The sequence below is a fragment of the Pseudomonas sp. AA-38 genome, from assembly GCF_029457475.1.
Lineage (GTDB): Bacteria > Pseudomonadota > Gammaproteobacteria > Pseudomonadales > Pseudomonadaceae > Aquipseudomonas.
In genome coordinates this window covers 4889010-4910145 of record NZ_CP120359.1, presented here as the reverse complement: position 1 = coordinate 4910145, position 21136 = coordinate 4889010, and the positions used below count along the sequence as shown (strand labels likewise).

Below are 21136 nucleotides of genomic sequence, written 5' to 3'. Positions count from 1 at the left end.
CACATGAGTGCGCACGTACTCGAAGTTGCCATCTTTACCCTGAAGCCCGGCTTCGCTGGCCAGATCGCTCGGTTGCGCGACGAGCTGCGCCAGGTCTTGGCCGAATTCCCTGGGCTGCTCGAATACCAGGGCTACGCCCCGCTGGGTGAGGGCAGTTACGCCGATATCGCCAAGTGGGATAGCCATGCCAGTGCTCTGGCTGTTGCGCAGGCCTTCGCTTCGGGCGATGCGCGCTTTGCACCCTATGCCGAGGCTATCGACACGCTGCAGTTCATGGGCCATTTCGCCTCGGTTTGAGGCGGGTAAAAGAAACCCCGGCCTTTCGTGCCGGGGTTTTCGGGTTCAATCCTGCTGTGGTCTACAGGCCAGCAGCCCCTAGGCTTTTCATATATAGCGTCGTGTTTGTGAAGTTGTCCGCAGGATCTTTATTCACGATTGATGATGGCGACTTGGTATCATTGGGGCTGGCGCCGATTGCTTCGGTTCTGTGTCTGTATTACGGCGTCCAGGGAGGTGTAAACCAATGAATGGTCTGGCAGTGCTGATTCTGGCTGCGGAGAGCGGTGTAAAACAGACGCGTTGGGCGGAGCCGACCGCCCCCAAGCAGTTGATCCAAGTGCGTGGTGAAACCCTTCTCGCACGCACGTTGCGCCTGCTCGCAGAGCGCGGCGTGAAGGCGCCCTGGTTGCTGACTGCCAGCGAGGCGTTGGCGAGTTATCCAGTGCCGAGCTGGTGCCCGCTGTGGCGAGAAACCAAGGCTCACAGCCTGCTCGCAGCTGAAGCCGTGGTGGGAGCCGGGGATCTGCTGGTGCTCTACAGCGACGTGTATTACTCCGAGGCGGCCATCGACACCATCCTGGCGTGCTCAGAAACTCGCTTCTACGGGCGCGACGGGCGTAGTGCCTACACCTTCAAGGACTATGGCGAGCTGTTCGCGGTGCGTATCGCCGAAGCTGACCGTGGTTGTGCGCGCGCTGCGCTGGAGCGTGCCATCAGGTTCTACCAGGACACGGGAAACCAGAGCTTCTGGTCGTTCTATCGCTTGATGGCGGGATTGCCATTGGCTGATCGCAAGGCCATCGAGCGTCGGCTCTTCGTGGATATTCACGATGAAACGGATGATGTCGACTTCGCCGAAGAGGTTCCGTTGTTGCTGGCCGCTATCGACAAGCCCCTGATCTGGCGGGTAAGGCACCTGATGCGCAGGTTGAGCCTGGCCAACAAGAAGCGTCGCGAGCGGGCACGCCATGTGGCGGGACGAAGCTTGGAGGCCGTTTGAGGGCAGAGATTTTCGGGGTGATCCTGTGGCGCATGGGCGCCTATGGATATCTTTCGCTAGCGCATACAACAGGCTCATCGCGGAATCATGGGGAAGTCGGGCTTGATACCGGATTGGCAAGTTTGTGTTGGCTTGTTGATTGTTCTTGTGTCTGTTCCGAATTGCCGCGTTTTTGTTGATGTTTCTGGTTTCGCCCTCCCGGGCGAGTCACTTTTGACGGGCAAAAGTAACCAAAACCCTCCGCCCGGTCATCCGGCCCTGGCTGCGCCAGGGTTCGCTCACTCCATCGCCGCTCCAGAGGCCCGCCGCGAAGGGCCGTCCCTGGCCCATCGCGGCTCTCGCGACATCCATGTCGCTCAACCTCTTCCACGACGATTGCGTTCGCCCTCCTGGGCGGGCTCTGCACGCGCCTGAACCCGAGGTAACCCAGAATTAGCGTGGAGTGCTTGAACATGGGTCAGCCTCAGGGCTGACCAGAATGCCGGCTGGAAGCCGGCAAGCTATCCAGACGAATGAAACTGCGCGAATGAAAGTTTTGGTTTAACCCGGCGGCCACGTCATGGCTCCACTGCTACCAGAGCACGCCGGGCATGCCCGAAACCGATGTACGTTCAGGCGCGCTAACTCCCCCTTCAGAAGGCCGAACGTAGGCGCTGCGCAGGGGGCGAGTGGCATGGATGCCACGAGAGGCGTAATGGGCCAGGGATGGCCCATGTACGCCGACCCCGGAGCGGTGCCGGAGTGAGGGGAGTCGAGCGCAGCGAGACCCGGATGGCGGGGGGGCGTTTCTTTTGCTTACTTTTCTTTGCGCATTTCAAAGAAAAGTGAGTCGCCCGAGGGGGCGAAACAAGAAGTTTCCGAACACACCGAAGCGGCGTCCAGAACGCCAACGCAAGCCAACAAGGGCACACAAACTTGCCAGTCCGGTGTCAATCAGGCATTCCCCTGAACATGCGATGCCCATAAAAAAGCCCCGGTGTCCGTAAGAACACCGGGGCTTTTCTACGTCAGCCTCACTGCGGTCTACAGGCCAGCAGCCCGTAGGCCGTCAACCCGATCAACAGCAGCAGGCTGAGGGTCATCACTCACCTGCCACCTGACGCAGGTTCTGCGCCGGGGTGTCGTCGAGGTTGTTGAGCATGCGCTCGCTGTACCAGTCGAGGAAGTTGATCACGCCGAACTCGTAGGTCTTGGAGTACGGGCCGGGCTGGTAGGCGGTGGAGTTGATGCCGCGCTGGTTTTCCTCGCCCAGACGACGATCCTGGTCGTTGGTGGCATCCCAGACTTCGCGCAGGCGAGCCACGTCGTAGTCGACGCCTTCCACCGCGTCCTTGTGCACCAGCCACTTGGTGATCACGATCGACTCCTGGGCACTGACCGGCCACACGGTGAAGTTGATCATGTGATCGCCCATGCAGTGGTTCCACGAGTGCGGCAGGTGCAGGATGCGCATCGAACCCAGGTCCGGGTCGGTGATGCGACCCATCAGCTTCTTGCAGCCTTGCTTGCCATCCAGGGTCATGGACACGGTGCCCTTGAGCAGTGGCATGCGCACGATGCGGTTACGCAGGCCGAAGCTGGCATGGGCGTAGGGGATGTTGTCCTTCTCCCAGCGGGTGGTGCACTCGGCGACCTGATCCTTGAACGCCTGGCTGGCGCGCGGATCGGTGACGTCGTCCCATTCCAGCAGGGTGTTGAGCAGTTCCGGGTGCGAACCGTTGCAGTGGTAGCACTCGCGGTTGTTCTCGATCACCAGCTTCCAGTTGGCTTGCTCGCGCATGGTGCTCTGCACCGCGACCTTGGTGTTCTCCATGTCGTACGGCTCCATGTAGTGAGCCAGGGTCGCGAGGAATTCGTCGATGGCCGGCGGGTTTGCCGCCAGGCTGATGAAGATGAAGCCACCAGCGGTCTTGCAGTGAACCGGCTTGAGGTTGTAGTCCGACATCTTGAAGTCGGCGCCCATCTCGGTGCCAGCGAACAGCAGACGGCCGTCCAGCTCGTAGGTCCACTGGTGGTAGGGGCAGACCAGCTTGGCGACCTTGCCCTTGTCCGACACGCACAGGCGCGAACCGCGATGGCGGCAGACGTTGTGGAAGGCATGGATCTGGCCTTCGGCACCGCGGATGACCAGAATCGGGTTGTCGCCGATCTGCACGGTGAGGAAGTTGCCCTTGGCCGGAATCTCGCTGACCATGCCGGCGATCAGCCACTCCTTGTGGAAGATCTCCTGCATGTCGACCTGGAACAGGCGCTCATCGTTGTAGAAAGGCTGCGGCAGCGAGAAGGTGTGATCGCGCTCGTGCAGCATCTCCGCGGTGGCCTTGCGGACGGGCTCTAGTGGGTCGCCCAGGCTCAGGTTTTGGGTGCAGTCCATGAATGGCTCCTCAATTGGTCGACGCGTCGCGCCGGCCGGTAAAAGTGGCTGTTACGGTAAATGCCGCAAGGTGTTCGTCAATCGCTGCTGCCTGCGATGGGCGTGCATGCTTGGTGAGGCGGAGTGTGGAGCCGGGCAAAGGGGAAACCTTGTCCATGGGCGACATGGCCGGATGCGTTTCCGACGCGCCAGGCCCCGTGTCATGGGGCAGGTCGCGATAAGTATGTGGATGTCGTTGGTAGATAAATGACGACTCTCTGCCTTTCGCACAATCCGCCGCATATAGGCCGATATCCGGCCACGTGGAGAGCTGTTCATGACCACTACCAACGCCTTCCTCAACCCGGTTACCACGCAGACCTGGACCAATGGCCGCCACCTGGTGCGCTGCGTCAAGGTCATCCAGGAAACCTGGGATGTCCGTACGTTCTGCTTCATGGCCGATCAACCGGTGCTGTTCTTCTTCAAGCCGGGGCAGTTCGTCACCCTGGAGCTGGAGATCGACGGCCAGCCGATCATGCGTTCGTACACCATTTCCAGCTCGCCTTCGGTGCCCTATAGCTTCTCCATCACCATCAAGCGCGTGCCGGGCGGCAAGGTATCGAACTGGTTGCACGACAACCTCAAGGAAGGTGACGAGGTGCCGGTGCATGGCCCTGTGGGGCTGTTCAACGCCATCGATTTCCCTTCCGACAAGGTGCTCTACCTCTCCGGTGGTGTCGGCATTACGCCGGTCATGTCCATGGCGCGCTGGTTCTACGACACCAATGCCAACGTCGACATGGTCTTCGTGCACAGCGCGCGTTCGCCCAAGGACATCATCTACCAGCGTGAGCTGGAGCACATGGCGGCGCGCATCAGCAACTTCAGCGTGCATGTGATCTGCGAGAAGCACGGCCTGGGTGAGGCCTGGGCAGGCTATCGTGGTTACCTGAACAAGCCGATGCTGGAACTGATCGCGCCGGACTTCCTCGAGCGCGAGATCTTCTGCTGTGGCCCAACGCCCTACATGAGCGCGGTCAAGCGTCTGCTCGAGGCGTCCGGCTACGACATGAGCCGCTACCACGAGGAGGCCTTCGGCCCCACGCCGCCGGAGATCAGTGCCGAGGTCAAGGAACTGGCCGCCGAAGCGGCCGATGCCCCGGAAGTGCCGGTGGGCGAGCTCAATCAGGTGGAATTCATCAGCACCGGCAAGAGCATTCGGGTCGCGCCTGGCGAGACCGTCCATGCTGCCGCTGCCAAGCTCGGTCTGCACATTCCCAAAGCCTGCGGCATGGGCATCTGCGGTACCTGCAAGGTGATGAAGACCGCCGGCGAGGTGGACATGGAGCACAACGGCGGCATCACCGACGAAGATGTGGCCGAGGGTTACATCCTGTCTTGCTGCAGCGTGCCCAAGGGCGACGTGGCGATCGATTACTGATCGCCACGTCGGCTCTGGGGCTGGTGCGCGCAGCGCACCCTACGGGTCTGTAGCCCGGATGAAATCCGGGACGGTCGATCCGTTTCCCCGGATTGCATCCGGCTACCTGGCTGCACAATCAGAGGCTCCGCTTGCGGGGCCTCTGGCGTTTTCAGGCGCTCATCACTTCACGGATATCGGCAGCGAGCTGGCGCACGCGGGCTTCGTCGCTATCCCAGCTACACATGAAACGCGCGCCACCGGCGCCGATGAAGGTGTAGAAACGCCAGCCGCGGGCGCTGAGGGCGGCGATGGCCGGCTCCGAGAGCTGCAGGAACACGCCGTTGGCCTCCACCGGGAACATCAGGCTGACGCCGGGGATGTCTGCGACCAGCGAAGCGAGCAACTGAGCGCAGCGGTTGGCGTGCTGGGCATAACGCAGCCAGGCACCGTCCTGCAGGATGCCGACCCAGGGCGCCGATAGATAGCGCATTTTCGAGGCAAGCTGGCCGGCCTGCTTGCAGCGGTAGTCGAAGTCCTCGGCCAGCGCCTTGTCGAAGAAGACGATGGCCTCGCCTACCGCCATGCCGTTCTTGGTGCCGCCGAAGCACAGCACGTCGACCCCCGCTTTCCAGGTCAGCTCGGCCGGGCTGCAGCCGAGGAAGGCGCAGGCGTTGGAGAAGCGCGCGCCGTCCATGTGCAGGTGCAGGCCCAGTTCCTTGCAGGTCTGGCTGATGGCGCGGACTTCCTCCGGGCGGTACACGGTGCCGACTTCGGTGGCCTGGGTGAGGGTGACCACGCGCGGTTTCGGGTAGTGGATATCCTGGCGCTTGAGGGCGATCTCGCGGATCGCCTGGGGTGTCAGCTTGCCGTTCTCGGTGCTGGCCAGCAGCAGCTTGGAGCCGTTAGAGAAAAACTCCGGTGCGCCGCATTCGTCGGTTTCGACGTGGGCGGTCTCCGCGCAGATCACGCTGTGGTAGCTCTGGCACAGCGAGGCCAGGGCCAGGGAGTTGGCGGCGGTGCCGTTGAAGGCGAAGAACACTTCGCAGTCGGTGTCGAGCAGGCGCCGGAAATGATCGGCGGCGCGCGCCGTCCATTCGTCGTCACCGTAGGCGCGTTGGTGGCCCTGGTTGGCCTCGGCCATGGCGGCCCAGGCTTCGGGACAGATGCCGGAATAGTTGTCGCTGGCAAATTGCTGGGCATTGTCGGGCATTGGCGCGTTCCTTCTGAAAAGCAGCCGGCAAGGGTGCCGGCAAATCCTCACTATACTGCCCGCGCAGCGCTGGCGGCGTCCGTTGCAGCGACGTGTTGTTGCGCTGATGCGATGCGCCCTGCATGGTGGGGGCGTGCACAGCCGTTCGGCTCCGGGATGGAACTAGAGGCTTTGCATGGGGTTCACACCTTACAGAGAGCGGCATTCGGTCCGCTTTCCGTCATCCAGAGAAGGAGTTTTCCATGCCTTATCGTCATCTGCTTGCCGCCGCTCTACCCCTGGTTCTGGCGCTGCCCGTCAGTGCTGCCGAGTGGTCGGACAAGGCCAAGAACGACTTCGTGCAGCAGTGCATCAACGGCGCCCCGGCTGGCTACGAAGAGCCGCAACTGCGGGCCTATTGCGACTGTGCGGCGACCAAGGTCAGCGAGGAGTTCAGCGAAGAGGAGCTGGAGGCCATGAGCCGCCAGTCGCCACCGGATCAGGCCATGCAGCAGCGCCTGGTGAAGGCCTCCAGCAGTTGCAGTGGCGAACTCAAGCCCTGATCGCCTGCTGAGCAAATGCTGTGCGTTTGCGCCGGAGCCCCGTGGGCTCCGGCCTGGCGTCAAGTGTCCACAGGCAGCGCACAGAGAAGTCCAGGGTATTTGTGCACAACAGATCTCTATCTGATTGATCTTGTTCGATTTTTGATCGTCCGGCGGCAGGCCTTGGTTTTCCTGGCCTGAAGCACTCCTCGAACAAGCTGCGCACAGCTTCATCCACAGCTTCTGTGCATATCCCCAGGCATCGTTCCTTGCTGGCATCCGCAACGGGTGGATAAGCCGGCACGCTGCGGTGGGTGTATGGACAACGAACAGCGGCAGAAGCTCCAGTCTCCACGGGGGCTGCGATGATCTGACTACAGCTTTTCCACAGGGTGATCCACGTTTTCTGTGCATCATTGGTAGTCGCTAACTGTTTGATATCGATCAGGAAACGAACGATTGGCCGGAGCCTGCGTGAGGCCTGGCGATGAGCGCCGAGTGCACGGCTTATCCACAGCTTGATCCACCTGTGGGGTGGATAAGGCCGGGGCGGCGTTTAACACCTTGGCGTCGATTCTGAGCAACAGGTCAACTTGGCTGGCCGTGACAATCGCAGCATTACGTCCTGCTGCGCGTCGCCGCCAAGGAGTCCTGTCATGGTCATCTGCGTTTTCTACCCGAGCAAATTCGCAGTCTCACCCTCGCCTCTGTCGCGAGCCGATGTACCTGCTCCCGGCCTTGTGCAAGGCGTTGCGGCATGAGCGCAGCGCAGAAGGTGGCGGATGCCGCCGTGGCGTCCATCGGTTTCCTGCTGGATGAAGGCTTCTGTCTGATGGCGTTGGCTGCTGCTCTGGAACCGCTGCGTATGGCCAATCAGTTGGCTGGGTGCACGCTCTACCGCTGGCAGACGCTCAGTCTGGATGGGCGAGCACGGCGTGCCAACAATGGCATGTGGGTCACCCCGGATCGCGCCCTGGGCGCAGCGGATAAGCTGTATGGCTTGATCCTCTGTCGTGGCGATGACGAGGCGCAGGCGCACAGGCCCGAGCTGGAGTGCCAGTTGTGCGACCTGGCACGAGCCGGCGTGTTTCTCGGTGCGCCCGGCCTGGAGCCGATGCTGCAAATGATCGGCGGCCGCCATGGCCGAATGCTGATCAGGGCGATCAGTGACGGGCTGGCATTCGAGCCGTTGCCGCCCCCGGGTCAGATGCTGCACTGAGCGCCGCCACAGAGGTGCAGGGGCGAATTCATGGTGGCGCCATGATCGCGCATGAATGGGCCTGCAGTGGCAAAGCGGATCCGGCCAACTTCGGGTCGCAGGCGTACAAAAAAGTCTGGGGTGCTTCTGCTGCAATCCATTGCAACGGCTCATCAGTCCGATGGGCCGCGTCACCAGCAAAGGGATCGATGCCATGCAGATGCCGCAAACGCTTCGGATTGAAAACGGTGAAAAGGTCAGATCGACCTTCTCTGCCAAGGAGTACGCCAATCGTCACGCCAGGCTGCGCGCGCACCTGGCGAGCGAGAACATTGATGCGGCGATCTTTACCTCGTATCACAACATCAATTACTACAGTGACTTCCTCTACTGCGCCTTTGGCCGTTGCTATGCGCTGGTGGTGACCCAGGACGCCATCGTCAGCATCAGCGCCAAGATCGACGGCGGCAGGCCGTGGCGGCGCGCCGTCGCTACCGACAATATCGTCTACAGCGACTGGCAGCGTGACAACGACCTCGTCGCCATCGAGCAGGCACTGCCGAAGGCCGGCCGCATCGGCGTCGAGTTTGATCACCTGACCCTGCAGCACCGTGAACGGCTGGCAGCCCGCTATCCGAATGCCGAACTGGTGGATGTCGCCGCGCCTTGCATGCGCTTGCGCATGATCAAGTCTGCGGAGGAGCATGCGCTGATCCGCCATGGTGCTCGTATTGCCGATATCGGCGGTGCGGCGGCGCTGGAAGCGCTGCGCGATCAGGTGCCGGAGTACGAAGTGGCCCTGCATGCCACCCAGGCCATGGTGCGCGCCATCGCCGCCACCTTCGAGGAGGTGGAACTGATGGACACCTGGGCTTGGTTCCAGTCCGGCATCAACACCGACGGTGCGCACAACCCCTTGACCACGCGCAAGGTCAACGCAGGCGACATCCTCAGCCTCAACTGTTTCCCCATGATCGCCGGCTACTACACGGCTCTGGAACGCACTCTGTTCCTCGATCACTGCAGTGACGCGCATCTGCGACTCTGGCAGGCCAACGTCGAAGTGCATGAGGCCGGGCTCGCCCTGATCAGACCAGGCGTGCGCTGTTGCGATATCGCCCATGCGCTCAACGAGATCTACCTCAGTCATGATCTGCTGCAGTACCGCACCTTCGGCTACGGCCACTCCTTCGGTGTCCTCAACCATTACTACGGGCGTGAGACGGGGCTGGAGCTGCGCGAGGATGTCGAGACCCTGCTGGAGCCGGGCATGGTGCTGTCCATGGAGCCGATGATCATGCTGCCGGAAGGCCTGCCAGGCGCCGGCGGCTATCGCGAGCACGACATCCTCATCGTCACCGAGAGCGGCGCCGAAAATATCACCCGTTTCCCCTATGGCCCGGAGCACAACATCATCGCTCGATAGCGAGCTGCCGTGCCGCTGCTATGGCAATGGCGCTAAGAGCGCGCCGGCACGGCCATGCCGCTGTGCTGGCGTTCGCGGCGTGGCGACAGGCCGAACTGGCGGCTGTAGCTCTTGGAAAAATGCGCCGCTGACGAGAAGCCGCAGGTCAGGGCGATCTCACCCACCGGGGCTTCACTGCATAGCAACAGCTCGCGCGCCCGCTGCAGGCGCAGCTCCAGGTAGTACTGGCTGGGCGTGCGCGCCAGGTACTTGTGAAACAGCCGCTCCAGTTGGCGCACCGACACCTCGTTGAGGCGTGCCAGCTCTTCCAGCTCCAGGGGCTCTTCCAGGTTCGCTTCCATGATCGCCACGATCTGGCTCAGCTTGGGTTGGGTGTTACCGATTTTCTGGCGCAAGGGGATGCGCTGCGGGTCGCGGGCGTTGCGTACCCGCTCGCACAGCAGCAGTTCGGCGGCGCGGCTGGCGATCTCGGCGCCATCGGGTTCGCGGCTGATCAGTTGCAAGGTCATGTCCAGCGCCGCGGTGCCGCCCGAACAGGTATAGCGATCGCGATCCAGTTCGTAGAGTTGGTGGGAGACGATGATGCGTGGAAACCGTGCTTTGATCTGTTCGATATTCTCCCAATGCAGGGTGCAGCGATAGCCTTCGAGCAGGCCGGCGCTGGCCAGCAGGTGGCTGCCGGTGCAGATGCCGCCCAGGGGCACGCCCTGTTCGGCCAGGCGACGCAGCCAGGCGAGCAGGGCACGGTCGTATTTCTCCGGGATCGGGTTGGCGCCGACGATGAACAGGGCGTCCAGAGCTGGCGCCTGTTCGGGGCTGCTGTCGGTCATCACGCGCACGCCGTTGCTGGCCGCCACCGGCTGGTTGTCGCTGGAGATCAGTACGCTGCGATACAGCGGCCTTCCAGCGGCCAGGCCAGCGATGCGCAGAGGCTCGATGGCCGAGGCGAAGCCGATGGTGGTGAAGTTGGGGATAAGCAGGAAACCGAAGGTCTTCAACTTGTCGCAATCAGGTAATTGCAGGCGCTGAGGCTCAGCATGCTTCATGGGTGGCTCCTGTCCGTTGCTTGCCAGTGCGGGCGTCGGGATGGCGCTACGCACCCGCCAGGCGGGGCAGGCTCGATCTTACCCTCATTCGCCGGCTGTCCGGCGCCGTGACGGGTGTCGCAACCTGTCTCTACACGACATACCAGGCGAAGCGCCGCCAGGCAGCGCCATTACCGCTCATCGCGTGATTCGGGGCAGGTCAGTTTGAGCATTTTGAAGTCGTAATTAGGCAAATGACCCCCCAGGCTATTTCGCACAATCGCCTCCAACAGACGCCTTGTCGGTGGCTCCGTGAGCCGCTGCGACGGGAGCCTCACCAACACAGATGCGACCCTGACGGGTTGCCGGGAGACCGAGATGTTCAGCAAGCAGGACAAGATCCAGGGTTATGACGATGAATTGCTCGCCGCCATCGACCAGGAAGAGCGTCGCCAGGAAGAGCACATCGAGCTGATCGCCTCGGAAAACTATTGCAGCCAGCGCGTGATGGAAGCGCAGGGCAGCGGCCTGACCAACAAGTACGCCGAAGGCTACCCGGGCAAGCGCTACTACGGTGGCTGCGAGTACGTCGACAAGGTCGAGCAACTGGCCATCGATCGCGCCAAGCAACTGTTCGGTGCCGATTACGCCAACGTCCAACCGCACTCCGGCTCCTCGGCCAACAGCGCCGTCTACCTGGCACTGCTCAACGCCGGTGACACCATCCTCGGCATGAGCCTGGCCCATGGCGGCCACCTGACTCACGGCGCCAAGGTGTCGTCCTCGGGCAAGCTGTACAACGCCGTGCAGTATGGTCTGGACACCGCCACCGGCCTGATCGATTACGACGAAGTCGAGCGTCTGGCCGTCGAGCACAAGCCGAAGATCATCGTTGCCGGCTTCTCCGCCTACTCCAAAACCCTGGACTTCCCGCGCTTCCGCGCCATCGCCGACAAGGTCGGTGCCTACCTGTTCGTCGACATGGCCCACGTCGCTGGCCTGGTTGCTGCCGGTCTGTACCCGAACCCGATTCCGTTCGCTGACGTGGTCACCACCACCACCCACAAGACCCTGCGCGGTCCGCGTGGCGGCCTGATCCTGGCCAAGGCCAACGAGGAGATCGAGAAGAAGCTCAACTCCGCCGTGTTCCCAGGCGCCCAGGGCGGCCCGCTGATGCACGTGATCGCCGCCAAGGCGGTGTGCTTCAAGGAAGCCATGGAGCCTGAGTTCAAGGCTTACCAGCAGCAGGTCATCGACAACGCTCAGGCCATGGCCAAGGTATTCGTCGAGCGCGGCTACGAAGTGGTGTCCGGCGGTACCGACAACCACCTGTTCCTGCTCAGCCTGATCAAGCAGGGCCTGACCGGCAAGGATGCGGACGCTGCCCTGGGCCGCGCCGGCATCACTGTGAACAAGAACGCCGTACCGAACGACCCGCAGTCGCCGTTCGTCACCTCGGGTATCCGCATCGGTACCCCGGCCGTGACCACCCGTGGCTTCAAGGTCGCCCAGTGCCAGAGCCTGGCCGGCTGGATCTGCGACATCCTCGACCACCTTGGCGATGCCGATGTCGAGGCGCAGGTGGCCAAGCTGGTCGCCGGGCTGTGCGCGGACTACCCGGTCTATCGCTAAGCCAACCTTCTCTCTCAGCCCCTCTCGCGCAGTCGCGAGAGGGCAGTAGAACCCTGGAGCATGCCCATGCAACGTTATTCCGGCTTCGGCCTGTTCAAGCACTCGTTCAGCCATCATGAGAACTGGCAGCGCATGTGGCGCAATCCGACGCCCAAGCCGGTTTATGACGTGGTCATCGTCGGCGGTGGCGGTCACGGCCTGGCCACGGCCTACTACCTGGCCAAGGAATTCGGCGTGAAGAACGTCGCCGTGGTGGAGAAGGGCTGGCTTGGCGGTGGCAACACCGCGCGTAACACCACCATCGTCCGTTCCAACTACCTGTGGGACGAGTCCGCGCACCTGTACGAGCACGCGATGAAGCTGTGGGAAGGTCTGTCGCAAGACCTCAACTACAACGTCATGTTCTCCCAGCGTGGCGTGTTCAACCTCGGCCACACCCTGCAGGACATGCGTGACATCGAGCGCCGCGTCAGCGCCAACCGCCTCAACGGTATCGACGGTGAGGTAGTGGACGCCAAGCAGGTGGCGGAGATGATCCCCTACCTGGATTGCTCGAAGAACACCCGTTACCCGATTCTCGGTGCCTCGCTGCAGCGCCGTGGCGGCGTGGCCCGCCACGATGCCGTGGCCTGGGGCTTCGCCCGTGCCGCCGACGCCCTGGGCGTCGACCTGATCCAGCAGACCGAAGTGATCGGCTTCCGCAAGGAAAACGGTGCGGTGATCGGCGTCGAGACCACCAAGGGCTTCATCGGCGCCAAGCGCGTCGGCCTGGTCGCTGCCGGTAACTCCGGGCACCTGGCCAAGCTGGCTGGCTTCCGCCTGCCGCTGGAATCGCACCCGCTGCAAGCCCTGGTCTCCGAGCCGATCAAGCCGATCATCGACACCGTGATCATGTCCAACGCCGTACACGGCTACATCAGCCAGTCGGACAAGGGCGACCTGGTCATCGGCGCCGGTATCGACGGCTACAACGGCTACGGCCAACGTGGTTCCTACCCGACCATCGAACACACCCTGCAGGCCATCGTCGAGATGTTCCCGGTGCTGTCGCGCGTGCGCATGAACCGCCAGTGGGGCGGCATCGTCGACACCACGCCGGACGCCTGCCCGATCATCGCCAAGACGCCAGTGAAGAACCTGTTCATCAACTGCGGTTGGGGTACCGGTGGCTTCAAGGCCACGCCGGGTTCGGGCAACGTGTTCGCTGCCAGCCTGGCCAAGGGCGAGATGCATCCGCTGGCCAAGCCCTTCTCCATCGAGCGCTTCCACAACGGTGCGCTGATCGATGAGCACGGCGCGGCCGGTGTGGCGCATTAAAGGTCGCGCGTAGCGCGAAGGCTGATGCCCCTCTCCCATTTATGGGAGAGGGTGCCCGAAGGGCGGGAGAGGGGGCCAGGTTCGGCATTCCCGTTCCCGATAACAGAGTTCGGGAGTGCTGGTGCGCTGAGCACCCTCTCCCCCGGCCCCTCTCCCGCAAGCGGGAGAGGGGAGTAAAGCGGAGGCTCCACCATGTTGCATATCTTCTGCCCTCACTGCGGCGAATTGCGTTCCGAAGAAGAGTTTCACGTCAGCGGCCAGGCGCACATCGCGCGCCCGCTGGATCCGAACGCCTGCACCGACGAGGAGTGGGGCGAGTACCTGTTCTTCCGCGATAACCCGCGCGGCATCCACCACGAGTTGTGGATTCACGCGGCGGGCTGCCGTCAGTACTTCAACGTCACTCGCCACACGGTGAGTTACGAGATTCTCGAAACCTACAAGATCGGCGAGAGCCCCAGCGTGACTGAAGCCACTGTCGCTGCGAAGAAGGCCGCCGACCAAGGAGTAACGGCATGAGCCAGGTCAATCGTCTTTCCCAGGGTGGCCGTATCGACCGCAGCCAGCCCCTGACCTTCAGTTTCAACGGCCAGACCTACCAGGGTTACGCCGGCGATACCCTGGCCGCTGCGCTGCTGGCCAACGGTGTCGACGTGATCGGCCGTAGCTTCAAGTACTCGCGTCCGCGCGGCATCGTCGCCGCCGGTGCCGAAGAGCCCAATGCCGTGCTGCAGATCGGCTCCACCGAAGCGGCGCAGATCCCCAACGTGCGTGCCACCCAGCAGGCGCTGTACCAGGGCCTGACGGCTGCCAGCACCAACGGCTGGCCGAGCGTCAACACCGACCTGATGGGTATTCTCGGCAAGGTTGGCGGCGGCATGATGCCGCCCGGTTTCTACTACAAGACCTTCATGTACCCGCAGAACCTGTGGCTGACCTACGAAAAGTACATTCGTAAGGCCGCTGGTCTCGGTCGTTCGCCGAAGGAAAACGATCCGGACATCTACGACTACATGAACCGGCACTGCGACGTGCTGGTGGTCGGTGCCGGCCCTGCCGGTCTGGCCGCAGCGCTGGCTGCCGGTCGCAGTGGCGCACGGGTGATCCTCGCCGACGAACAGGAAGAATTCGGTGGCAGCCTGCTGTCCACCCGCGAGATGCTCGATGACAAGCCGGCCGCCGACTGGGCTGCCAAGGCCATCGCCGAGCTGCAAAAGATGCCGGAAGTGACCCTGCTGCCGCGCGCCACGGTCAACGGTTACCACGACCACAACTTCCTCACCATCCACCAGCGCCTCACCGACCACCTCGGTGAAGTCGCCCCGATGGGCCAGCCGCGTCAGCGCATGCACCGTGTGCGTGCCGGCCGTGTGGTGCTGGCCACCGGCGCTCATGAGCGGCCGCTGGTGTACGCCAACAACGACGTGCCCGGCAACATGCTGGCCGACGCCGTGTCGACCTACGTGCGCCGCTACGGCGTGGCGCCCGGCCAGAAGCTGGTGCTGTCGACCAACAACGATTACGCCTACCGCGTGGTGCTCGACTGGCTCGATGCCGGTCGCCAGGTGGTCGCCGTGGCCGACGCGCGCAGCAACCCGCGCGGTAGCTGGGTCGAAGAAGCGCGCCGACGTGGTGTGCGTATCCTCACCGGCAGTGCCGTGGTCGAAGCGCGTGGTAGCAAGCGTGTGAGCGGTGCGCGCATCTGCGCCATCGACACCGTCAAGCACAAGGTCACCAGCCCGGGTGAAGTGGTCGACTGCGACCTGATCGCCAGCTCCGGCGGCTACAGCCCGGTGGTGCACCTGGCCTCGCACCTGGGCGGTCGTCCGGTCTGGCGCGAAGACATCCTCGCCTTCGTGCCGGGTGAAGGCTTCCAGAAGCGTCATTGCGCCGGTGCGGTCAACGGTGTGTTCGGTCTGGGCGACGCCCTGGCCGATGGTTTCGAGGCCGGCGCCAAGGCGGCTGCCGAAGTGGGCTTCAACGCCGTGACCGGCACCCTGCCGAAGGCTGAGAAGCGCATCGAGGAAGCTACCGTTGCGCTGTTCCAGGTGCCGCACGACAAGGGCACCTCGCGTGCGCCCAAGCAGTTCGTCGACCAGCAGAACGACGTCACCGCTGCCGGTATCGAACTGGCCACCCGCGAAGGCTTCGAGTCGGTCGAGCACGTCAAGCGCTACACTGCGCTGGGCTTCGGTACCGATCAGGGTAAGCTGGGCAACATCAACGGTCTGGCCATCGCGGCTCGTTCCATCGGCATCAGCATTGCCGAGATGGGCACCACCATGTTCCGCCCGAACTACACCCCGGTGACTTTCGGCGCCATCGCCGGCCGTCACTGCGGCGAGCTGTTCGAGCCCAAGCGCTACACCGCCATGCAGAAATGGCACCTGGAGAACGGTGCCGAGTTCGAGGATGTCGGCCAGTGGAAGCGTCCCTGGTACTTCCCGAAAAACGGCGAAGACATGCACGCCGCTGTGGCCCGCGAGTGCCTGGCCGTGCGCAACGCGGTGGGCATCCTCGATGCCTCGACCCTGGGCAAGATCGACATTCAGGGCCCGGATGCGCGCGAGTTCCTCAACCGCGTCTACACCAACGCCTGGACCAAGCTGGACGTGGGCAAGGCCCGCTACGGCCTGATGTGCAAGGAAGATGGCATGGTCTTCGACGACGGTGTGACCGCCTGCCTGGCCGACAACCATTTCGTCATGACCACCACCACCGGCGGCGCCGCACGGGTGATGGAATGGCTGGAGATCTACCACCAGACCGAGTGGCCGGAGCTGAAGGTGTATTTCACCTCGGTCACCGACCATTGGGCCACCATGACCCTGTCCGGCCCCAACAGCCGCAAGCTGCTGGCCGAAGTCACCGACATCGACCTGGACAAGGACGCCTTCCCCTTCATGAGCTGGAAGGAAGGCAAGGTGGGTGGCGTACCGGCTCGGGTGTTCCGTATCTCCTTCACCGGTGAGCTGTCCTACGAAGTCAACGTGCAGGCCAACTATGCCCTGGGCGTGTGGGAGCAGATCATCGCCGCCGGCGAGAAGTACGGCCTGACGCCTTACGGCACCGAGACCATGCACGTGCTGCGCGCCGAGAAGGGCTTCATCATCGTCGGGCAGGACACCGATGGTTCGGTCACCCCGGACGACCTCGGCATGGGCTGGTGCGTGGGCCGTACCAAGCCGTTCTCCTGGATCGGCTGGCGTGGCATGAACCGCGAGGATTGCCTGAAGGAGAACCGCAAGCAACTGGTCGGCCTCAAGCCGCTGGATCCGAACAAGGTGCTGCCGGAAGGTGCGCAACTGGTGTTCGATCCCAAGCAGTCGATTCCGATGACCATGGTTGGCCACGTCACCTCCAGCTACATGAGCGCCGCGATGGGTCATTCCTTCGCCATGGCCTTGGTGCGCGGTGGTCTCAAGCGCATCGGCGAGCGCGTCTTCGCGCCGCTGGTTGATGGCAGCGTGATCGAAGCCGAAATCGTCAGCCCCGTGTTCTATGACCCGAAAGGGGATCGCCAGAATGTCTGACGTCGAGTTGCAAGCCGCAAGCGTCAAGCCGCAAGAATCCGAGGGTGCCCAGGCGCACCAGGCAGGTGAGAAATGAGCGCAGTGAACGTGTACCAACAACGCCCCGCCAACATCGAGGGGCAGTCCTCCCTGCACCATGCCGGTCTGCACGAGCTGGCCGGTAAGGGCCGCAAGGGCGCCGGCGTCACGCTGCGCGAGAAGAAGCTGCTGGGTCATCTGATCCTGCGTGGCGACGCCGATGACACCAACTTCGCCGGTGGCGTGCACAAGGCCCTGGGCCTGGAGCTGCCGGGGGCGCTGACCCTGGTGGCCAACGGCGACACCTCGCTGCAGTGGCTGGGCCCGGACGAGTGGCTGCTGATCGTGCCCGGTGGCAGCGAATTCGAGGTGGAAGGCAAGCTGCGTGAGGCCCTGGCCGGTCAGCATATTTCGGTGGTCAACGTCAGCGGCGGTCAGACCCTGCTGGAGCTATCCGGGCCCAAGGTGCGCGAACTGCTGATGAAGTCCACAAGCTATGACGTGCATCCGAAGAACTTCCCGGTGGGCAAGGCGGTTGGCACGGTGTTCGCCAAGTCGCAACTGGTGATTCGTCACACCGGCGAAGACACCTGGGAACTGCTGATCCGCCGCAGCTTCTCCGACTACTTCTGGCTCTGGCTGCAGGATGCCAGCGCCGAGTATGGGTTGGCGGTCGAGGCCTGAGGCTGACACGAACGGCTCCCTCTCCCCTTTGGGGAGAGGGTTGGGGAGAGGGGGCGGGCGGATCGCGTTGTACCGTCGGCCCTCTCCCCGGCCCCTCTCCCGCAGGCGGGAGAGGGGTGAAAATCATCGGAGTCTATTATGAGCCGCACCCCCGACACCTGGATCCTCACCGCCCACTGCCCGAGCGTGCTCGGCACCGTGGACGCGGTGACGCGCTTTCTGTTCGAGCAGCGCTGCTACGTTACCGAGCACCGCAGTTTCGATGATCGCCTGTCTTCGCGCTTCTTCATTCGTGTCGAGTTCCGCCAGCCGGATGGTTTCGACGAGGCGGCGTTCCGCGCCGGCCTGGACGAGCGCCTGGCACCCTTCGGCATGCAGGTGGAGCTGACGCCGCCGGGGTATCGCGCCAAGGTGGTGCTGATGGTGTCCAAGGCCGATCACTGCCTGAACGATCTGCTCTACCGGCAGCGCATCGGCCAGTTGTCCATGGAGGTGGTGGCGGTGGTGTCCAACCACCCGGATCTGGAGCCGCTGGCGCGCTGGCATGGCATTCCCTATCACCATTTCCCGCTCGACCCGACCGACAAGCCGGCGCAGGAGCGTCGCGTGCTGCGGGTGATCGAGGACTGCGGCGCCGAGCTGGTGGTGCTCGCCCGTTACATGCAGGTGCTGTCGCCCGAGCTGTGCCGCAAGCTGGATGGCTGGGCGATCAACATTCACCACTCGCTGTTGCCCGGTTTCAAGGGCGCCAAGCCTTATCACCAGGCCTACCAGAAGGGCGTCAAGCTGGTCGGCGCCACCGCTCACTACGTCAACGACCACCTCGACGAAGGGCCGATCATCGCCCAGGGCGTGGAAGCGGTGGATCACGCGCACTACCCTGAAGATCTGATCGCCAAGGGGCGCGACATTGAATGCCTGACCCTGGCGCGCGCGGTGGGTTACCACATCGACCGCCGCGTGTTCCTCAACGCCAACCGCACGGTGGTGCTCAACGCCTGAGGGCAATCGTAGGGTGCGCTGCGCGCACCGGGAGGCAACGCAAAGACATTGGTGCGCATAGCGCACCCTACGGGAACCCGCCCTGCCAGGTTTCAACGGCGGTTTCCGGCAACAGACGAAAGAAGCTCCAGTGCAAGGCCGCGCGGCTGTCAGCCGCGTCTTGTGTCCACAAAAAGAAAGGAGAGTTAGATATGTCTGGTAATCGTGGTGTGGTTTACCTCGGCGCGGGCAAGGTCGAAGTGCAGAAGATCGACTACCCGAAAATGCAGGATCCGCGCGGCAAGAAGATCGAGCACGGCGTCATCCTGAAAGTCGTTTCCACCAACATCTGCGGCTCCGACCAGCACATGGTGCGCGGTCGTACCACCGCTCAGGTCGGCCTGGTGCTGGGCCATGAGATCACCGGTGAGGTGGTCGAGAAGGGGCGTGACGTCGAGCGTCTGCAGATCGGTGATCTGGTTTCCGTTCCCTTCAACGTCGCTTGCGGCCGTTGCCGTTCCTGCAAGGAACAGCACACTGGCGTGTGCCTGACCGTCAACCCGGCGCGTGCCGGCGGTGCCTACGGCTATGTCGACATGGGCGACTGGACCGGCGGCCAGGCCGAATACGTGCTGGTGCCTTACGCCGACTTCAACCTGCTCAAACTGCCGGATCGCGACAAGGCCATGGAGAAAATCCGTGACCTGACCTGCCTGTCCGACATCCTGCCCACCGGCTACCACGGCGCCGTTACCGCTGGCGTCGGCCCGGGCAGCACCGTTTACGTTGCTGGTGCCGGCCCGGTCGGTCTGGCTGCCGCTGCCTCGGCTCGCCTGCTTGGCGCGGCCGTGGTCATCGTTGGTGACCTCAACCCGGCGCGTCTGGCTCACGCCAAGGCTCAGGGCTTCGAGATCGCCGATCTGTCGCTGGACACCCCGCTGCACGAGCAGGTCGCCGCATTGCTGGGCGAGCCGGAAGTGGACTGCGCCATTGACTGCGTGGGCTTCGAGGCCCGTGGTCATGGTCACGAAGGCGCCAAGCACGAGGCTCCGGCCACCGTGCTCAACTCGCTGATGCAGATCACCCGTGTCGCCGGCAAGATCGGTATTCCCGGCCTGTACGTCACCGAGGATCCGGGCGCGGTGGATGCCGCTGCCAAGATCGGCAGCCTGAGCATTCGCTTCGGCCTCGGCTGGGCCAAGTCGCACAGCTTCCACACCGGCCAGACTCCGGTGATGAAGTACAACCGCCAACTGATGCAAGCCATCATGTGGGATCGCCTGAATATCGCGGAAATCGTTGGTGTAGAGGTCATCAGCCTGGACGACGCACCGCGCGGTTACGGCGAGTTCGACGCTGGCGTGCCGAAGAAATTCGTCATCGACCCGCACAAGACCTTCAGCGCGGCGTGATGCCCGTGGCCCGGAAGCGTTCCGGGCCTGTTCCTGACTTGTTCACGGCCAGGCGCATTGGTCCGCGCCTTCTTTCGGGAGCCTACGGGCTCCCTTTTCTTTGGTGCGATCACTCTTGTGCGGCGCGGATCTGCGCGATGCGCGCATCCTTCTCCTGCCAGAGCTGGGTCACCCAGTCCTGCATGTACTGGCGAAATACCGGGTCGTTCTGGTAATCGCCTTGCCACAGCTCGGGGGCCAGGTTGCGGGTCTGGATGTCGACCACCACCTTGTCCACCTGGCCACTGAGCAATGCCCAGAAGCCCGGCGCCTTGCCCTCGGGGTAGACCAGGGTGACGTCGAGCACGGCGTCGATCTGCTCACCCAGGGTGGCGAGCACGAAGGCCACGCCACCCGCCTTGGGCTTGAGCAGGTAACGGTAGGGCGACTGCTGCTGGGCCTGCTTGGCCGGAGTGAAGCGGGTACCCTCCAGGTAGTTGACCACGGTGACCGGCAGGCGCTTGAACTTCTCGCAGGCGGCCCGGGTGATCTCCAGATCCTTGCCCTGCATGTGCGGGTTCTTTTCCAGAAAGGCCTTGGAATAGCGCTTCATGAAGGGGTAGTCGAGCGCCCAGAAGGCCAGGCCGAGGAAGGGCACCCAGATCAGTTCCTGCTTGAGGAAGAACTTGAAGTAGGGTGTCTTGCGGTTGAAGGCCTGCACCAGGGCGGGAATGTCGACCCACGACTGGTGGTTGCTGATCACCAGGTAGGAGCCATCGCGGCGCAGCTCGGCATTGCCGCGGATATCCCAGCGGGTGGGGGTGAGCAGGGCGAAGATGCGCTTGCAGTTCTCGGCCCAGAACTCGGCCACCCACATCACCCCACGGGAACAGGCATCGCGGGCGCTCTGCCCGGGCAGGGCGAACTTGGCGAGGGCGATCAGCAACAGCGGGCCGATCAGAACGAGGGTGTTGACGAGCAGCAGCAAGATGGTGGCAATGCCAGTCAGCAGTGGGCGCATATCGACTCCTTGGCGGGCACGAGCGGACATCATAAGCACATGCGCAGCGGGCCTCAAAAATACGGCTAATGGGCGATGGCGATGTGCCATTTGTTGCTTGATGCTGGTCAATGGAAAATAC

The 21136-nt window shown here is 63.2% G+C and carries 17 protein-coding genes; 13 read left to right on the top strand and 4 right to left on the bottom strand.

Translation table 11 applies throughout. The features are described 5' to 3' along the window. Nucleotides 1–3: 3 nt before the first annotated feature. The gene (locus PVE35_RS22510; protein ID WP_277373038.1) at nucleotides 4–297 is read left to right on the top strand and encodes a hypothetical protein; all 294 of its coding nucleotides are present in this window, start codon (nucleotides 4–6) and stop codon (nucleotides 295–297) included. 226 nt (nucleotides 298–523) lie between these two features. After that, nucleotides 524–1279, top strand: coding sequence for an NTP transferase domain-containing protein (locus tag PVE35_RS22505; protein ID WP_277373037.1), 756 nt, complete (start codon nucleotides 524–526; stop codon nucleotides 1277–1279). A gap of 1081 nt (nucleotides 1280–2360) precedes the next feature. Here the strand turns inward: PVE35_RS22505 and gbcA are convergent. Next, complete coding sequence (gene gbcA, locus PVE35_RS22500) at nucleotides 2361–3653, bottom strand: glycine-betaine demethylase subunit GbcA (RefSeq protein ID WP_268179303.1); 1293 nt, start codon at nucleotides 3651–3653, stop codon at nucleotides 2361–2363. Nucleotides 3654–3969: 316 nt separating this feature from the next. Between gbcA and gbcB the strand changes: the two genes are divergently transcribed. Then, entirely contained in the window at nucleotides 3970–5076 is a 1107-nt protein-coding gene (gene gbcB / locus PVE35_RS22495; protein ID WP_268179302.1) for a glycine-betaine demethylase subunit GbcB, read from the top strand. A 151-nt stretch (nucleotides 5077–5227) separates the two neighbouring features. Here gbcB and PVE35_RS22490 read toward each other — a convergent pair whose 3' ends face one another. After that, a complete protein-coding gene (locus tag PVE35_RS22490) occupies nucleotides 5228–6268 on the bottom strand; it encodes a low specificity L-threonine aldolase (RefSeq protein WP_268179301.1) in 1041 nt (346 codons plus the stop codon). Between the two features lie 242 nt (nucleotides 6269–6510). On the opposite strand from PVE35_RS22490, the gene PVE35_RS22485 reads away from it, so the two are divergent. The 3 genes from PVE35_RS22485 (at nucleotide 6511) to PVE35_RS22475 (ending at nucleotide 9413) form a co-directional block, all read left to right on the top strand. Continuing rightward, nucleotides 6511–6810: a hypothetical protein gene (locus tag PVE35_RS22485; RefSeq protein ID WP_268179300.1), complete on the top strand. Its 300-nt coding sequence runs from the start codon at nucleotides 6511–6513 to the stop codon at nucleotides 6808–6810. 736 nt (nucleotides 6811–7546) lie between these two features. Next, nucleotides 7547–8008 carry a hypothetical protein gene (locus tag PVE35_RS22480; RefSeq protein ID WP_277373036.1) on the top strand — a complete coding sequence of 154 codons (462 nt, stop codon included), beginning with the start codon at nucleotides 7547–7549 and terminating at the stop codon, nucleotides 8006–8008. A gap of 193 nt (nucleotides 8009–8201) precedes the next feature. Next, nucleotides 8202–9413 (top strand): M24 family metallopeptidase, encoded by a 1212-nt coding sequence (locus tag PVE35_RS22475; protein WP_277373035.1) that lies wholly within the window; start codon nucleotides 8202–8204, stop codon nucleotides 9411–9413. Nucleotides 9414–9445: 32 nt separating this feature from the next. Here PVE35_RS22475 and PVE35_RS22470 read toward each other — a convergent pair whose 3' ends face one another. Further along, nucleotides 9446–10459, bottom strand: coding sequence for a GlxA family transcriptional regulator (locus PVE35_RS22470; protein ID WP_277373034.1), 1014 nt, complete (start codon nucleotides 10457–10459; stop codon nucleotides 9446–9448). Nucleotides 10460–10816: 357 nt separating this feature from the next. Here PVE35_RS22470 and glyA point away from each other — a divergent pair, with 357 nt between their 5' ends. The 7 genes from glyA to fdhA all read left to right on the top strand — a co-directional run bounded on the left by glyA (nucleotide 10817) and on the right by fdhA (nucleotide 20015). Next, nucleotides 10817–12070: a serine hydroxymethyltransferase gene (glyA, locus tag PVE35_RS22465; protein ID WP_268179296.1), complete on the top strand. Its 1254-nt coding sequence runs from the start codon at nucleotides 10817–10819 to the stop codon at nucleotides 12068–12070. A gap of 66 nt (nucleotides 12071–12136) precedes the next feature. Further along, nucleotides 12137–13387 carry a sarcosine oxidase subunit beta family protein gene (locus PVE35_RS22460; protein WP_268179295.1) on the top strand — a complete coding sequence of 417 codons (1251 nt, stop codon included), beginning with the start codon at nucleotides 12137–12139 and terminating at the stop codon, nucleotides 13385–13387. Between the two features lie 192 nt (nucleotides 13388–13579). Further along, on the top strand, nucleotides 13580–13906 hold the full coding sequence (locus tag PVE35_RS22455; protein ID WP_268179294.1) for a sarcosine oxidase subunit delta: 327 nt from the start codon (nucleotides 13580–13582) through the stop codon (nucleotides 13904–13906). Then, nucleotides 13903–16920: a sarcosine oxidase subunit alpha gene (locus tag PVE35_RS22450; protein WP_277373033.1), complete on the top strand. Its 3018-nt coding sequence runs from the start codon at nucleotides 13903–13905 to the stop codon at nucleotides 16918–16920. Before PVE35_RS22455 ends, PVE35_RS22450 begins: the two co-directional genes overlap by 4 nt. Nucleotides 16921–16992: 72 nt before the next feature. Beyond that, nucleotides 16993–17622 carry a sarcosine oxidase subunit gamma family protein gene (gene soxG, locus PVE35_RS22445; RefSeq protein ID WP_268179292.1) on the top strand — a complete coding sequence of 210 codons (630 nt, stop codon included), beginning with the start codon at nucleotides 16993–16995 and terminating at the stop codon, nucleotides 17620–17622. Between the two features lie 138 nt (nucleotides 17623–17760). After that, a complete protein-coding gene (gene purU / locus PVE35_RS22440) occupies nucleotides 17761–18624 on the top strand; it encodes a formyltetrahydrofolate deformylase (protein WP_277373032.1) in 864 nt (287 codons plus the stop codon). A gap of 191 nt (nucleotides 18625–18815) precedes the next feature. Continuing rightward, entirely contained in the window at nucleotides 18816–20015 is a 1200-nt protein-coding gene (gene fdhA, locus PVE35_RS22435; protein ID WP_268179290.1) for a formaldehyde dehydrogenase, glutathione-independent, read from the top strand. A 109-nt stretch (nucleotides 20016–20124) separates the two neighbouring features. On the opposite strand, the gene PVE35_RS22430 is transcribed toward fdhA, so the two are convergent. After that, complete coding sequence (locus PVE35_RS22430; RefSeq protein ID WP_277373031.1) at nucleotides 20125–21015, bottom strand: acyltransferase; 891 nt, start codon at nucleotides 21013–21015, stop codon at nucleotides 20125–20127. Nucleotides 21016–21136 lie beyond the last annotated feature (121 nt).

What these genes read in the sequence shown, in the direction of transcription:
- PVE35_RS22510 (WP_277373038.1), top strand. Translation starts at nt 4, where the DNA reads ATGAGTGCGCACGTACTCGAAGTTGCCATCTTTACCCTGAAGCCCGGC.
- PVE35_RS22450 (WP_277373033.1), top strand. Translation starts at nt 13,903, where the DNA reads ATGAGCCAGGTCAATCGTCTTTCCCAGGGTGGCCGTATCGACCGCAGC.
- PVE35_RS22460 (WP_268179295.1), top strand. Translation starts at nt 12,137, where the DNA reads ATGCAACGTTATTCCGGCTTCGGCCTGTTCAAGCACTCGTTCAGCCAT.
- glyA (WP_268179296.1), top strand. Translation starts at nt 10,817, where the DNA reads ATGTTCAGCAAGCAGGACAAGATCCAGGGTTATGACGATGAATTGCTC.
- PVE35_RS22475 (WP_277373035.1), top strand. Translation starts at nt 8,202, where the DNA reads ATGCAGATGCCGCAAACGCTTCGGATTGAAAACGGTGAAAAGGTCAGA.
- PVE35_RS22480 (WP_277373036.1), top strand. Translation starts at nt 7,547, where the DNA reads ATGAGCGCAGCGCAGAAGGTGGCGGATGCCGCCGTGGCGTCCATCGGT.
- PVE35_RS22470 (WP_277373034.1), bottom strand. Translation starts at nt 10,459, where the DNA reads ATGAAGCATGCTGAGCCTCAGCGCCTGCAATTACCTGATTGCGACAAG.
- soxG (WP_268179292.1), top strand. Translation starts at nt 16,993, where the DNA reads ATGAGCGCAGTGAACGTGTACCAACAACGCCCCGCCAACATCGAGGGG.
- PVE35_RS22455 (WP_268179294.1), top strand. Translation starts at nt 13,580, where the DNA reads ATGTTGCATATCTTCTGCCCTCACTGCGGCGAATTGCGTTCCGAAGAA.
- PVE35_RS22430 (WP_277373031.1), bottom strand. Translation starts at nt 21,015, where the DNA reads ATGCGCCCACTGCTGACTGGCATTGCCACCATCTTGCTGCTGCTCGTC.
- gbcB (WP_268179302.1), top strand. Translation starts at nt 3,970, where the DNA reads ATGACCACTACCAACGCCTTCCTCAACCCGGTTACCACGCAGACCTGG.
- purU (WP_277373032.1), top strand. Translation starts at nt 17,761, where the DNA reads ATGAGCCGCACCCCCGACACCTGGATCCTCACCGCCCACTGCCCGAGC.
- PVE35_RS22485 (WP_268179300.1), top strand. Translation starts at nt 6,511, where the DNA reads ATGCCTTATCGTCATCTGCTTGCCGCCGCTCTACCCCTGGTTCTGGCG.
- PVE35_RS22490 (WP_268179301.1), bottom strand. Translation starts at nt 6,268, where the DNA reads ATGCCCGACAATGCCCAGCAATTTGCCAGCGACAACTATTCCGGCATC.
- fdhA (WP_268179290.1), top strand. Translation starts at nt 18,816, where the DNA reads ATGTCTGGTAATCGTGGTGTGGTTTACCTCGGCGCGGGCAAGGTCGAA.
- PVE35_RS22505 (WP_277373037.1), top strand. Translation starts at nt 524, where the DNA reads ATGAATGGTCTGGCAGTGCTGATTCTGGCTGCGGAGAGCGGTGTAAAA.
- gbcA (WP_268179303.1), bottom strand. Translation starts at nt 3,653, where the DNA reads ATGGACTGCACCCAAAACCTGAGCCTGGGCGACCCACTAGAGCCCGTC.